This window comes from Blautia sp. SF-50, assembly GCF_900101315.1.
Lineage (GTDB): Bacteria > Bacillota > Clostridia > Lachnospirales > Lachnospiraceae > Blautia_A > Blautia_A fusiformis.
On the sequence record NZ_FMUW01000003.1, the window covers coordinates 51,490 to 66,420 of the forward strand.

Consider the following 14,931-nt stretch of genomic DNA (forward strand, 5'->3'; position numbering starts at 1 on the left):
GGTCCGACCTTAAACCGATAGGAGGTAGATACTATGGCTGGTAAGGGAATCCCTGAATTGTTGAATTACAAGCAGAAGGGGAAAGACTTGAATGAATTCATCAAGGTTCCGTTGTCGGAAAAGCTGGCATACTGTTTTGGTGATCCGGCACTGACCTTGATGTATACCATGACTACAACTCTGCTGATCTATTTTTATACCAACGTTGTTGGAATATCAGCAGGTGCGGTAGGAATGATCATGCTTTTGTCCCGTGTTTTTGATGGATTTTCCGATGTGCTGATGGGAACTATTATCGACCGGACTCATTCCAAGTATGGAAAAGCCAGGATCTGGATCTTAAGACTTGCGGTTCCTTATGCGCTGGCAGCGGTGCTTTTGTTCACCATGCCGCCAATGGGAAATATGGGAAAGATCATCTATGCTTTTGTTACCTATAATATCATGAATACGGTTGTATACACGGCTATCAGCCAGCCATTCCATGCACTGGGATCTCTGATGAGCCGTGACCGTCGTGAACGTGATGTGATCTGTAACATCCGCATGGTATTGTCGATCACAGCAAGTATGATCATTACTGCGTTCACACTGCCGCTGATCAACATCGTAGCGAATATTACCGGCAATCAGCAGATGGCCTGGATCCTGGTAACTGCCGGCTATGCGATCATTTCTGTCGGTGTACTTGTGAATACTTATATGGTCTGTACAGAGCGTGTTTCTGCAGCAAAACAGGAAAAGGAAGATATTCCTTTTGTGGAAGCATTTAAAGCAACCGTTACCAACCGGTATTTCCTTATCGCTCTGGGGCTGATGATCTTTTATACCGCATATCAGATCATTATCGGAACGGACCTTACCTATTACTGCCAGTATGTACTCGGAAATGTAGACCTCGTCATGCCTCTTTCCGCAGCTGAGAAACTGGCAACTGTGGCAGGAATTGCCCTTCTGCCGAAGGTGCTTCCCCGCTATGGAAAAAGAAATCTCATCTGTGCCGGCTGTATCCTGGGCGTTGCAGGACAGCTTCTGTTCCTGATGAATATTACCAGTGTTTCGCTTGGTGTTGTAACCTGTATCATGAGAGGTATCGGAATCGCCCCATTCTATGGTGTGCAGTATTCTCTTCCAAGCGATGCGATTGAGTATGGCCAGTGGAAAACAGGCAAGCGTGTGGAGGGTCTGATGTTCTCATCTATGAGCATGGGTCAGAAAGCCGGTTCCGGACTGACTTCTGCTATTATGGGAGGAATTCTTTCGGCGGCATACTTTGACGGAACAAAGGCGACAGCGGCAGAGCAGTCTGCAGAGGCAATCCGCGTGATCAAGGGATTTTATCTGTATGTTCCGATAGCAATCTGGGTAGTGATGTTTGTGATCGCAGCATGCTACCAGCTGGACAAAGTTTATGACAAAATGATGCGTGAACTGATCCAGCGAGAATCGGGAGAGGAAAGCGTCTCTGTGCCGGGTGAGATTCAGTCCATGCCGTTACCGGAAGCTTCCGGAAACCGGATCAACGTGGCAATTGGAAGACTGTATGGCAGCAGTGGAAGAAAGATTGCCGAGGGTGTTGCAAAAGCACTGGACTGCAAGGTTTATGATCGCCAGATCATCTGTCTTATGGCAGAAAAGTTCGGTATGGAAAAAGCAGATCTGGAAAGTGTAAGGCAGTATCTGGATTCCTACAATTATGAGGATTCTGAGCTTACATTTTCCCCGTATGGACATTCATCGGCAGGTGCGGCAGCAGATTATACAGGTGTTCAGATGTTTGAGGTGCAGAGCCGGATCATTCGTGAGCTTTCTGAGAGAAGACCAGGTGTATTCCTGGGAAGATGTGCCAACTATGTGCTTCGTGGAGAGCCGCATACATACAGCTTTTTCGTTTATGCAGATGATGCTTACCGGGAAAAAGAGGGCCAGGAATATTATAAAGGCCAGTCTCTTGGAGAACTGAAGAAACGTGATCAGATCCGAAATGAATATTATGAGAAGTTTACCGGAATCCGCAGAGACGATCCCCATTATTACGATATGGTGATCAATGTATCCAAAACAGGTGTAGCCGGAGCGGCCAGCCTGATCCTGGATTATATCCGGAATAAAGAAGAGGAAAAAGGAGGGAATGCATCATGAAGATTGCATTTGACGTAGATGTTCTTGCGAAACAGATGGATATCAACCGTATGGTCCATCAGGTGGCGGACTGGGGATATAAATATATTGAACAGTCTCCGCATCCGAGGATCAATCCGTTCTATAAGCATCCGTTATTTTCAAAAGAATGTGAACAGGAATACAGACAGGCTCTTAAAGAGACTGGCGTTGAGATTTCGTCCTTTATCGTGGTGTATCGCTGGTCTGGTCCGACGGAGGAACAGAGACAGTTTGCAGTTGCAAACTGGAAACGAATGATCCAGATCGCCGGAGATATGGGAGTGAAGGTTATCAATACAGAACTTTCGGGTGATCCGAACCAGCAGGAAATCTGCAATGGAATGTGGTTTAGATCCATGGAGGAATTGCTTCCGCTGATCGAGCGTGAGGGTATCCGTGTGGAGATCCAGTCTCATCCTTATGATTTCTGTGAGCTGAATAATGAGACCTGTGATATGGTGAAATCCTTCCGTTCTCCAAACCTTGGTTATGTGTATTCTTCTCCTCATGGCTTCTTCTACGATGAGGGCAAAGGAGATGTGCGGTCCATGCTGAAATATGCGGGAGATGAACTGACCCATGTACTTTTTGCGGATACCTTTAACCAGACCATGGACTGCAGATACATTTTAAATCCGCCGTGGCTGAATGGCCGTGGAAAAGCGGATGTGACGGTGCATCAGCATCTTGCAATGGGTGAGGGTGATGTGGATTTTGATGGTATTTTTGAAACATTGAGAGAAATGGATTTTGCCAGCAAGCAGCTGAAACCGGATGCACCGAAAGCCGGCGGCGATAACATTGCCTGCGTTTCCATGTTTGGTTTTCCGGAAAAGATGGATAAGCAGGCACCGGAAGCAAGAGAGAGGATTGAGAGAGAACTGCTGGGGAAATGATCGGGTGATCGCGGCAGATCAGAAAGAAAACTGTAATAAATGAGCAGCTGACAGTACGCAGAACGGTGAATAAGACTGATAAAATAATGAATGTGTGCAGAAACACGGTTTCCAGGATGAAAGTTTCATTGTGGAAACCGTGTTTTTTGATGTCTTTCTTTACAAAAAAACTTTACATATATCAAACAACTGTCTTGTCACATGTAAAGGACTGTGGTATTATGTGTAAGATGTTTTGAAAAAAGTTACATGATAATAAAAAGCAGATCAGAAGTATCTGCATAATAAAGACTAGTACAGCGAAAATTAAGTTTCTGCTATATTGACGCAGCAGATGAAAAATCAGACAAGTCAATATGGCGGTTACTTAATATTCGCTGTACTAGAAAGCAAAAGCAGGAATTCAAAAAAGAAATCCTGCAGGAAAGGTGAAAGATAATGACAGTTGCAGAAGAAATCCAGAAATTAAAAAAAGAAAAAGATGCCATCATCCTTGCACACTACTACGTGCGTCCCGAAGTACAGGATGTAGCTGATTATATAGGAGATTCCTTTTATCTCAGCAAGATCGCAGCCAGCGCGAAAGAGAAGACGATCGTGTTCTGTGGAGTAGGCTTTATGGGAGAGAGCGCCAAGATCTTAAGTCCGGATAAAACTGTTCTGATGCCTGCCATGGATGCAGACTGTCCGATGGCTCATATGGCAACAGAAGAAGGTATCCGCAAGGTGCGAGAGGAATATGACGATGTGGCAGTTGTCTGTTACATTAATTCCACAGCTGCATTGAAGGAGCTTTCTGATGTATGTGTTACTTCCGCAAATGCAGTAAAGATCGTAAAAGCGCTTCCGAACAAAAACATCTTTTTTATCCCGGACAGAAATCTTGCACATTTTATTGCAGAACAGGTTCCTGAGAAGAACTTTATTTATAACGAAGGTTTCTGTATTGTCCATGAATTTATGGATCCGGAAGAAGTAAAAGCGGCAAAAGAAGCGCACCCGGATGCACTGGTTCTGGCACATCCGGAATGTCCCCAGACAGTTCTGAAACAGGCTGATTACATCGGAAGCACATCGGGAATCATCAAATATGCACAGGAAAGTGACAACAAAGAATTTATCATCTGCACAGAATGTGGCGTTCAGTACAAGCTGGAAACTACCTGCCCGGATAAAAAATTCTATTTCACAGAAACCGTACCGGTCTGCAAAAACATGAAAAAAGTATTTCTGGAAAAAGTTCTCCACGTTCTGAAAACCGGGGAGAATGAGGTTCATGTAACAGACGAGACCCGTGAAAACGCGAAGAGACCGCTGGAGCGGATGCTGGAACTGGCAAAATAAATAAAACACATTTGTATAAAAGATTTGTCTGAGTTGGCTGAAAAGAGAAATCAAGACAGAGAGGCGAAAAGCAATGAGAATTAAAACAGACGTAGTAATCGTGGGAACAGGTGTTGCGGGTATGTTCAGTGCCTTAAAGCTTCCGCGGGACAAAAAGATCGTGATCATCACAAAGGAGGATATGAGGAGTAGTGATTCTTTCCTGGCGCAGGGGGGAATCTGTGTGCTCCGTGATGAAAACGATTACGACAGCTATTTTGAAGACACCATGAAGGCAGGACATTACGAAAACAGAAAAGAGTCGGTAGACATTATGATCCGAGGCTCCAGAGACATCATTAATGATCTTGTCGGATATGGCGTGGATTTCAAGATGGATGGAGATGATTTTGCCTATACAAGAGAAGGTGCACATTCCAGACCGAGGATCCTTTATCATGAGGATATCACAGGAAAAGAAATTTCCGAAAAACTGCTCCAGCAGGTTCTGAAGCTTGAAAATGTAACAATTCTGGAATATACTACCATGCAGGATATTCTGGTGGAAAATGGCAAATGTACAGGCCTGAAGGCAGTTTCCGCAGAAGCGAACAGGGCACGTCTTGAAGCTATGGAAGCCGGAAAAGTAGTGAAAACCCAGGAAGAGATCCAGCCGGGCGGAGAGATCCAGGTAGAGATTTATGCACAGGATACGATCCTGGCCAGCGGCGGGATCGGAGGAAGATATGAGCATTCCACCAACTATCCGCATCTTACAGGGGATGCTCTTGATATTGCAAAAAAACACAATGTGCGTCTGGAACATCTGGATTATGTGCAGATCCATCCGACAACGCTGTATTCCAAGAAACCGGGCCGCAGATTCCTGATCTCAGAATCGGTTCGAGGAGAAGGTGCAGTGCTTTATAACAGCAAAAAAGAGCGTTTTGTCAATGAACTTCTTCCAAGAGATGTAGTAACAAATGCGATCCGGGAAGAAATGAAAAAAGAAGGAACAGACCATGTATGGCTTTCCATGGAAAATATTGATAAAGATACGATCCTGAATCATTTTCCGAATATTTATCAGAGGTGTCTGGAAGAAGGCTATGATGTGACAAAAGAATGCATCCCTGTTGTTCCTGCTCAGCATTATTTCATGGGCGGTATCTGGGTGGATTCTGACAGCAAGACCAGCATGGACCAGCTTTATGCAGTGGGAGAAACCAGCTGCAACGGTGTACATGGCGCGAACAGACTGGCAAGTAATTCCCTGCTGGAGAGCCTTGTATTTGCAAAACGTGCAGCCAAAGCAATCTCAGCAGAAAAGAAAAGTGCTGCAGGTGCGGCATAAATGCAGCCGTAATATAAATATCCGTATTATGAAAGACAGGAGCAGCCTTGCTTTGGAGAACAGGGCTGCTGTGATAATTAAGAAAGAGAAGGGATTGTAAAATGAATAAGATCACAATGACACTTCAGGTAGATCACCTGATTCTGGAGGCTTTAAAGGAAGATATTTCAAGTGAAGACGTTACCACAAACTCTGTTATGAAAGAAGCAGTTCCGGGAGAGGTAGATCTGATCTGTAAAGAGGATGGAATCATTGCGGGACTGGAAATCTTCAGCCGTGTATTTATGCTTCTGGATGTTGACACAAAAGTGGAGCTGTTCTGCAAGGACGGCGATGAAGTAAAAAAAGGTCAGAAAATGGGAAAAGTTACAGGAGATATCCGGGTGCTTCTTTCCGGCGAGCGTGTGGCGCTGAATTATCTTCAGAGAATGAGCGGGATCGCAACCTATACACATTCGGTTGCGTCACTTCTTGAAGGAACAGGGATCACATTGCTGGATACCAGAAAAACGACGCCGAATATGCGTATTTTTGAGAAATATGCTGTTCGTGTAGGCGGCGGACAGAACCACAGATATAATCTTTCAGATGGAGTTCTTTTGAAAGACAATCACATCGGAGCAGCAGGAAGCGTTGCGAATGCTGTAAAAATGGCGCAGGAGTACGCTCCTTTTGTCCGCAAGATCGAAGTTGAGGTAGAAACTCTTGATCAGGTAAAAGAAGCTGTTGAGGCCGGCGCAGATATCATCATGCTTGATAACATGACTCCGGAGATGATGAAAGAAGCGGTGCAGCTGATCGGCGGAAGAGCAAAAACTGAATGTTCTGGAAATGTTACAAAAGAAAACATTGCAAAGATCAGGGATGTTGGTGTAGACTATGTATCAAGTGGTGCATTAACGCATTCTGCACCGATCCTTGATATTTCGCTTAAGAATCTTCATCCGCTTTCCTGAAAAATGCAGGATTTTACAGAATACCGAGTGCTGTGCCAGGAAATACCCCGAATATCAGAAAAGAAGCGTGAATTGCCGGAAGCAGAGGCATAGCAGGTGATGTCGGGCCGGGTTGGAGAGATCGCGAGAATGAAGGAGAGAGGTATCGGAATAAAAAGTACAGGCACAGCCAGGAAAGGGGAACTTAAATGACTGGTTCAGAACGCAGGACAGCGATCATGGATCAAATTAAAAACAGTGAACGGCCGGTCTCAGGAAGTGCTCTGGCCAGAACATTTCAGGTCAGCAGACAGGTGATCGTGCAGGATATTGCGCTGATACGCGCGGAGGGAAATGACGTGATCTCCACCAACAGAGGATATATTTTTACTGCTCCCCATACTGTGAGCCGGATATTCAAGGTGCATCATACAGATGCAGATCTGGAAAACGAGCTCTGCGGGATTGTGGATCTTGGCGGAAAAGTGATCAACGTAATGGTGAATCACAGAGTTTACGGGCATATCGAGGCAGAACTGAATATCAGCTCCAGGCGCCAGGTTGAGAATTTTATGGAGGATATCCGAAGCGGCAAGTCCAGTCCTCTGAAGAATATCACATCGGATTATCATTATCATAAAGTAGAAGCAGAATCCGAGGAAATCCTGGATATGATCCAGGATATGCTGAAACGACGAGGATTTCTGATCGAAGCAGAATAGCAGAAGTCAGATACAAAAAGAAAAGATATACAGAATGAGAAAATTCTGTTAATATGAAAATATAGTGATCACGAAAATAGGAGAAGGAATCCTGCATGGCAGGGTTCCTTCTTACACCCTGCGGAAATGTGCACCTTGTGGAAATGTGCAGACAGGGAAAACAGAATGCAGATATGAGGGTGAGAAAAAATACGGCTTGATATGCATGGAGGGGGAAATGGATTATCAGAGTATGTTTACATTTATGCTGGAGATGGCAGGAACTATTGCGTTTGCTGCTTCCGGAGCTATGGTGGGGGCGCAGAGAGGAATGGATATTTTCGGGGTCTGCGTTCTTGGAGTGGTGACTGCAGTGGGCGGAGGAGCTACCAGGGATATTATCCTGGGAATCGTGCCGCCGGGAATGTTTCAGGATCCGCTGTATACCATTGTGGCAACCGTGACGTCCTGTATTGTTTTTGCAGTGATGTACTGGAAGCAGGAGCTGCTGGAAGGCGGGAACCGGCTGGTCTATGATAAGGTGATGCTGGTGATGGATACGGTTGGCCTTGGTGTGTTTACTGTCATGGGGGTTGATAAGGGGATTTCCCAGGGGTATATGGAAAGAACATTTTTTCTTGTATTTCTTGGAACTGTCACAGGAGTTGGAGGCGGCCTTATCCGTGATATGATGGCAGGAGTACCGCCATATATTTTTGTGCGCCATATTTATGCCTGTGCGTCTATTGTAGGGGCCATTGCCTGTGTTTGGATATACAGGCTGTGGGGCGGAGTGCCGGCCATGGTGATCGGAACGGTAGTAGTGATCCTGATCCGGTACCTGGCGGCACATTACCGGTGGAATCTGCCGAGACTGAGAAGAGAATAAAAAAAGCTATGAAAAGCTCCGGAACATTTAAGGAATAATGTTCCGGAGTTTTTTGGCTTTTATTTGGTTTATATTGCGTAGAAGATTTTATCTGTTCCTCTCATAAGAGAATCATGCGTCTGTATCCTGCAGAGCCAGGAAGCCTTCCTCGCCGGTACGGATCTTGACAACGTTTTCGATATCGTAAACGAAGACCTTACCATCACCGATCTGACCGGTATGAAGAACTTCTTTTGCAGTATCAATAACCTTCTGAACCGGTACAAGACTTACAACGATCTCGATCTTAACCTTCGGACGGAGGTTCATGTCGACTTCAACACCACGATAGTAGGTTGGAGCACCCTTCTGAACACCACAGCCCATAACGTTTGTGATAGTGATGCCGGTTACGCCGATCTCGTTCATAGCCTGCATAAACTCATCCAGCTTGTTCTGACGTGTGATGATAACAACCTTTGTCAGTTTATGTACGCCGTCTGCAGGAATTTCAGGAACAGATTCAGCAGGAGCAGAAGGAGCATGCTTTACAACAGGGGCTTTTACGGAAGTTCCCATTGGAGTCGGAGCCTTTGTCATGGTATCCTGTACAAAGAATCCATTGTATGCACTTGCGAGGCCATGCTCTTTCATATCCAGACCTGCGATCTCTTCCTCAGCGGAAACACGAAGTCCGATCGTGTGTTTGATCACCTGGAAGATAATTGTCATAGTAACAGCAACCCATGCGATGGTGATAACCATACCAATAAACTGAACACCGAAGCCATGGAAACCACCGCCTGTGAGAAGACCTTTCCACTCGGTACCTGCACCGTCGGAGAAAAGACCGACAGCAAGAGTTCCGAAAGCACCGTTAAGACCGTGAACGCCAACAGCACCAACCGGGTCATCAATTTTGAGAACTTTATCAACAAATTCAATACCAAATACTACAATGAATCCGGAGAGGATTCCGATGATAGCTGCAGATGTAGGAGATACGGTATCACAGCCTGCTGTGATGGCTACCAGTCCTGCAAGAGAACCGTTCAGGGACATGGAAACATCCGGTTTTTTATAGCGGATCCATGTGATCAGCATAACTGTTACAGTAGCAACAGCAGCTGCAAGGTTTGTTGTTACGAAGATCTTTCCGGCGCTTACAATGGCATCGCCTTCCATGCTGACAGTAGATGCACCGTTGAAACCGAACCAGCAGAACCAGAGAATGAATACACCAAGTGCACCAACTGTAAGGTTATGTCCCGGGATCGCTCTGGATTTACCGGATTTGGAATATTTTCCGATACGAGGTCCGAGGATGATGGCACCGATCAGTGCAGCAACACCACCAACCATGTGAACGGCACAGGAACCTGCGAAATCATGAAATCCCATCTGGCTGATAAAGCCGCCGCCCCAGATCCAGTGACCGGATACAGGATATACAACGAGACTGATCAGTAAACTGTAGATACAGTAGGAGATGAATTTAGTACGCTCTGCCATGGCACCGGATACGATGGTAGCAGAAGTAGCACAGAATACAGTCTGGAAGATGAGAAATGCCCAGAAAGGAACTCCATCCGGAAGCATTGCGTTTCCGTAGTTTGCCTCTGAGGCGATTCCGCCAATCTTGCCGAAGAAACCGTTTCCTGCACCGAACATGATGCCAAATCCAACCAGCCAGAAGACCGGTGTACCGATACAGAAGTCCATCAGGTTTTTCATGATGATATTTCCTGCGTTTTTTGCTCTTGTGAATCCTGTTTCGACCATTGCAAATCCAGCCTGCATGAAGAAGACCAGTGCTGCACCGACGAGGACCCAAGTTGTGTTTACTGAAGAATACATAGTAACACTCCCTTTCCCAATTTTTTTCTTTCTTATTATGTATAGAAAGAATTTTTGTAATACCGGACAGAAAAAAACAGATAGAATTTATCCAGTATCAGTATAACGAAAAAGCGCAGGAGAGAGGAAATTCTCTTCCGCGCCTTTACGAAATCAAAATTAGTATATGTAAAACAGGGGATATCTGTATCGTGTGATTAATGGATGAGGAAATCGATAATGAATTATGAAGTAGAGTTCATAAGGGATATCCCCTGTATTTACCGTATGAAATTGTTATCTGATATCCGTGATCAGATGGAGAATAACAGCTCGTCGTAGGTCGGATAAGGAAGTAACTCATCCGGGATCAGAGCCTCTGCCTCATCTGCAGATTTTCTTAAAGTTTCCATGTCTTCCAGAACAGTTTCCTGATAAGCCTTGGAGCATGCAAGTACATCGTCAGAAGAAGCAAGAGCTTTTTCTGTATCTGCTTTCAGAGTTTCCAGATCTTTTGCCATGGTATCTGCAAGTGTACTCAGTTTGGAGATCAGAGCAGCTTCACTTGCTACAGAAATATCAGCTACTACGGATTTCTTTGCAGCTGCAGTATCTGCAAGCTTTTCAACATATGTATATACAGAAGGAATTACCTGCTTCTGGATCATCTCAGCCAGAGTGTTGGACTCGATGTTGATGGTCTTGTAATAGTTCTCAAGCCAGATCTCGTAACGGGAGAAAAGCTCTTCCCTTGTAAAAATGCCATGCTTTGTAAACAGCGCAATGTTCTTCTCAGCAATGAAATGCGGAAGTGCATCCGGAGTTGTTTTCAGATTGTAGAGACCACGTTTCTCAGCTTCTTCAACCCATTCGTCTGTATATCCGTTTCCGTTAAAGATGATGCGTTTATGCTCTTCAATGGTCTTCTTAAGAAGTGCATGTACTGCGCTTTCCATTTCTTCTTCCGGAACATCCTTAAGAGCTGCGCTGAATTCTGCAAGAACCTCTGCAACAGCGGTATTCAGTACGATGTTCGGGTTTGCGACAGATGCTGCAGAACCAAGCATACGGAACTCAAATTTGTTTCCGGTAAATGCAAATGGTGAAGTACGGTTTCTGTCTGTGGTATCCTTTATGAAGTGCGGAAGTACCTTTGCTCCGATATCCATCTGTACCGCATGCTTATTGCTGAAGAAGGTATCGTTTTCAATAGATTTCAGTACGTCTGTCAGCTCATCTCCAAGGAAGATGGATACGATCGCAGGAGGTGCCTCGTTTGCTCCAAGACGATGATCGTTTCCGGCGCTTGCAACGGATACGCGGAGAAGATCAGCATAATCGTCAACGGCTTTGATGACAGCTACCAGGAATACCAGGAACTGTGTATTTTCTGCCGGTGTTTTTCCTGGATCAAGAAGGTTTACACCTGTGTCTGTGCTCATAGACCAGTTGTTGTGTTTACCGCTTCCGTTGATTCCCTCAAATGGTTTCTCGTGAAGGAGGCAGACCATGTTGTGCTTGTCGGCAACCTTCTTCATGATCTCCATGGTCAGCTGGTTGTGGTCAACAGCAACATTTGTGGTATCAAATACAGGAGCCAGTTCGTGCTGTGCAGGAGCAACCTCGTTATGTTTTGTTTTTGCTGGAATGCCAAGCTTCCAAAGTTCTTCGTCAAGATCATGCATGTAAGCAGCAACGCGAGGCTTCAGGGCTCCGAAGTAATGATCTTCCATTTCCTGTCCTTTTGGTGCAGAAGCGCCCAGAAGAGTACGGCCGCAGAAGATCAGGTCTTTTCTCTTTTTGTAAAGATCCTTGTCAACCAGGAAATATTCCTGCTCAGGTCCTACGGTTGTGTCGATGTGACGGACCTCTTTGTTTCCAAGGATGTGAAGAATACGAACCGCTTCTTTGTTCAGAACATCCATGGAACGAAGAAGAGGAGTTTTCTTATCCAGTGCCTCTCCGCTGTAGGAACAGAATGCAGTAGGAATGTAAAGAGTTTTATCTTTAATGAATGCAGGTGAAGTAGGATCCCATGCTGTATATCCTCTTGCTTCAAAAGTAGCACGAAGTCCGCCTGACGGGAAGCTGGATGCATCCGGCTCACCTTTTACCAGCTCTTTACCGGAGAAATCCATGATCACCTGTCCGTCACCTGTAGGGGAGATGAAGCTGTCATGCTTCTCAGCAGTTACGTTTGTCATCGGCTGGAACCAGTGTGTGTAATGTGTCGCACCGTTTTCAGTAGCCCATTCTTTCATTGCAACTGCTACGGAATTTGCAACGTCCAGTTCCAGATGAGTTCCGTTTTCAATTGTTTTCTTTAATGCTTTGTACATGTCCTTTGGCAGTTTGCTTCGCATCACTTTGTCATTGAATACAAGGCTGCCATACATTTCAGGGATACTCTGTGCCATATAGGTACACTCCTTTCGATTTCACTCATTCATTATAATTTTTAATTATTTTATAAGGACCGCTGCCGGAAGAACCGGGTATAAACGGACCGGAAAACAAAAAAAGCGCTTCAGATACTTGCCGTATCCAAAGCGCCTTTGCTTTATGTGTTGCAGTATACACCAAAATAAAATATTGTCAAGAGCTTTTTTGAAAAAATCTAAAAAATTGACCAGGGCGATCGGACTGTCGGAAAATAGGCAGGGTTGACAAATCTTGTCCTTTTATTATAATCTGATATCGTAGTTATACAGTCGAAAAGTCAGCAATCGCTATAAGTGATTGAGGCAAAAGAAGCTTTTTGACCAGTGACAAAGATGTACAATACGGAAAGAACAGATGGAGGGAAATATGTCAGGAGTAAAGGAAGAATGTGGCGTATTCGGGATTTATGATCTGGATGGAGGGAATATTGCACCATCTATTTATTATGGTCTTACCTCGCTGCAGCACAGGGGACAGGAGTCCTGCGGAATGGCCGTTTCAAGGACGGACGGAGAAAGAGGAAACGTACAGTTCCATAAAGATCTCGGACTGGTAAGCGAAGTTTTGCGAAAAGATGTTGTACATAATATGAATGGTGATATTGGAATCGGACATGTTCGTTATTCCACCACCGGAGAATCTGTCGCAGAGAATGCACAGCCGCTGGTACTTTCTTATATCAAGGGAAGTCTGGCACTTGCGCACAACGGAAATCTGGTTAATACAGAAGCTCTGAAATGGGAGTTGATTCAGACAGGCGCAATTTTCCATACAACTACCGACTCAGAGGTTATCGCGTTCCATATCGCAAGAGAACGTGTGCATTCTGCCACTGTAGAGGAAGCAGTACATAAAACCGTAGAGAAGATCCGCGGAGGATATGCTCTTGTGATCATGAGCCCCCGGAAGCTGATCGGTGCCCGTGATCCTTACGGACTGAAACCCCTCTGTCTTGGAAAAAGAGATAATGCCTATGTCCTTGCATCTGAAAGCTGCGCGCTGACATCTGTAGGAGCGGAATTTATCCGTGATATTGAACCGGGTGAGATCGTCACGATCACCAAGAACGGACTGAAATCCAGTAAACTGACTGAGAAGAAAAAGCATGCTCATTGTGTTTTTGAATATATTTATTTTGCAAGACTGGATAGCACCATGGATGGCGTGAAAATCTATGATGCAAGGATCCGTGGAGGAAAATCTCTTGCAAAATCCTATCCGGTAGAAGCGGACCTGGTGACCGGTGTACCGGAATCCGGACTTCCGGCAGCAAAAGGCTATTCTGAGGAATCCGGAATCCCGTTTGGCTTTGCGTTCTATAAAAACAGTTACATTGGAAGAACTTTTATCAAGCCTACACAGCAGGAGAGAGAGTCCAGTGTCCATCTGAAGCTGAGCGTTCTGGAATCCGTGGTGAAGGGGAAGAGAATCGTTCTGGTGGATGATTCCATTGTCCGCGGAACTACCATTGCCAATCTGATCCACATGCTGAAAGAAGCAGGAGCAAAAGAAGTCCATGTACGTATCAGCTCCCCGCCATTTTTACATCCCTGTTATTTTGGTACCGATGTGCCGTCCAATGACCAGCTCATCGCAGCACAGCACAGCACGGAAGAAATCCGTAAGATGATCGGTGCAGACTCCCTGGGTTATATGCAGATCGATTATCTGGAAGGCATGGCAGGTGGACTTCCGCTGTGTAAAGCATGTTTTGATGGCAATTATCCGATGGAAATACCGGCAGAAATCAAACAGGATTAATGAACTATGTGGAATTAATCTCACAGTAAAAAATAATGGATTGAAAAACGAAAATGTAAAAACTGCACAATAAATATATAAAAAACCCGGATTTTGTCATATAAAATCCGGGTTTTTATAGAAAGACTCTTAAAAACGATAAAAAACATCAACTTGACAAATCTGACAACATGAGACATAATGTGGAACAGCCAGATGAAAAAGGCCGCTGGTCTGGAATATACAGGAAAACAGCAAGGCCGAAAAAAGGCCGGTTTTTTGCCGAGATAAAAGAGAGGATGATATTTATGTCTAAAAAAATTAGATTGAATGCGACAGAGGATGTTAAAGAATTTGTTAAGGCTGCAAGTAAATGTGATTTTGATGTAGATATTTCATATAACAGAATTTTAATTGATGCAAAATCTATTCTTGGAATCCTCAGCATGGATCTGACCAGAGTTCTTACAGTAACCTGTCATGGCGAGGATCATGAGTTTGATCGTTTCCTTCAGAAATATGCAGTTGCCTGACAGACAGTGCAGAGACAGACAAGATATGAAAGACATAAAAAGAAAAGGCAGACGTGACTGCAGAGACAGGAGATCAGTTTGAAATCCTCAGCAGGCGTCTGTTTTTTCTTTGCATCCATTTCATAGGAAGAAATTCCGCA

At 44.8% G+C, this 14,931-nt stretch carries 11 protein-coding genes; 9 read left to right on the top strand and 2 right to left on the bottom strand.

Going from position 1 to position 14,931, the window contains the following annotated elements; genetic code table 11:
• The first annotated feature begins 33 nt into the window (after positions 1-33).
• The 7 genes from BLP57_RS02645 (at position 34) to BLP57_RS02675 (ending at position 8,261) form a co-directional block, all read left to right on the top strand.
• Positions 34-2,142 carry a cytidylate kinase family protein gene (locus BLP57_RS02645; protein WP_092069284.1) on the top strand — a complete coding sequence of 703 codons (2,109 nt, stop codon included), beginning with the start codon at positions 34-36 and terminating at the stop codon, positions 2,140-2,142.
• Positions 2,139-3,059, top strand: coding sequence for a sugar phosphate isomerase/epimerase family protein (locus BLP57_RS02650; protein ID WP_015525733.1), 921 nt, complete (start codon positions 2,139-2,141; stop codon positions 3,057-3,059). The genes BLP57_RS02645 and BLP57_RS02650 overlap by 4 nt, the downstream gene beginning before the upstream one ends.
• A gap of 438 nt (positions 3,060-3,497) precedes the next feature.
• Positions 3,498-4,403, top strand: coding sequence for a quinolinate synthase NadA (nadA, locus tag BLP57_RS02655; protein WP_021651119.1), 906 nt, complete (start codon positions 3,498-3,500; stop codon positions 4,401-4,403).
• A 73-nt stretch (positions 4,404-4,476) separates the two neighbouring features.
• Positions 4,477-5,736 (top strand): FAD-binding protein, encoded by a 1,260-nt coding sequence (locus BLP57_RS02660; protein ID WP_092069287.1) that lies wholly within the window; start codon positions 4,477-4,479, stop codon positions 5,734-5,736.
• Between the two features lie 101 nt (positions 5,737-5,837).
• Positions 5,838-6,692 carry a carboxylating nicotinate-nucleotide diphosphorylase gene (nadC, locus tag BLP57_RS02665; RefSeq protein WP_092069290.1) on the top strand — a complete coding sequence of 285 codons (855 nt, stop codon included), beginning with the start codon at positions 5,838-5,840 and terminating at the stop codon, positions 6,690-6,692.
• Between the two features lie 188 nt (positions 6,693-6,880).
• Positions 6,881-7,393: a transcription repressor NadR gene (locus tag BLP57_RS02670; protein ID WP_021651124.1), complete on the top strand. Its 513-nt coding sequence runs from the start codon at positions 6,881-6,883 to the stop codon at positions 7,391-7,393.
• A gap of 217 nt (positions 7,394-7,610) precedes the next feature.
• On the top strand, positions 7,611-8,261 hold the full coding sequence (locus BLP57_RS02675) for a trimeric intracellular cation channel family protein (RefSeq protein WP_022426741.1): 651 nt from the start codon (positions 7,611-7,613) through the stop codon (positions 8,259-8,261).
• 111 nt (positions 8,262-8,372) lie between these two features.
• On the opposite strand, the gene BLP57_RS02680 is transcribed toward BLP57_RS02675, so the two are convergent.
• Together BLP57_RS02680 and BLP57_RS02685 are read right to left on the bottom strand one after the other, a co-directional pair.
• Positions 8,373-10,097 carry an ammonium transporter gene (locus tag BLP57_RS02680; RefSeq protein WP_092069293.1) on the bottom strand — a complete coding sequence of 575 codons (1,725 nt, stop codon included), beginning with the start codon at positions 10,095-10,097 and terminating at the stop codon, positions 8,373-8,375.
• Positions 10,098-10,390: 293 nt separating this feature from the next.
• Positions 10,391-12,493: a glutamine synthetase III family protein gene (locus BLP57_RS02685; RefSeq protein ID WP_092069297.1), complete on the bottom strand. Its 2,103-nt coding sequence runs from the start codon at positions 12,491-12,493 to the stop codon at positions 10,391-10,393.
• A 391-nt stretch (positions 12,494-12,884) separates the two neighbouring features.
• Here BLP57_RS02685 and purF point away from each other — a divergent pair, with 391 nt between their 5' ends.
• Together purF and BLP57_RS02695 are read left to right on the top strand one after the other, a co-directional pair.
• Positions 12,885-14,279, top strand: a complete 1,395-nt coding sequence (gene purF / locus BLP57_RS02690) for an amidophosphoribosyltransferase (RefSeq protein ID WP_015525743.1) — start codon at positions 12,885-12,887, stop codon at positions 14,277-14,279.
• A gap of 278 nt (positions 14,280-14,557) precedes the next feature.
• Positions 14,558-14,791, top strand: a complete 234-nt coding sequence (locus tag BLP57_RS02695) for an HPr family phosphocarrier protein (protein WP_431833604.1) — start codon at positions 14,558-14,560, stop codon at positions 14,789-14,791.
• Positions 14,792-14,931 lie beyond the last annotated feature (140 nt).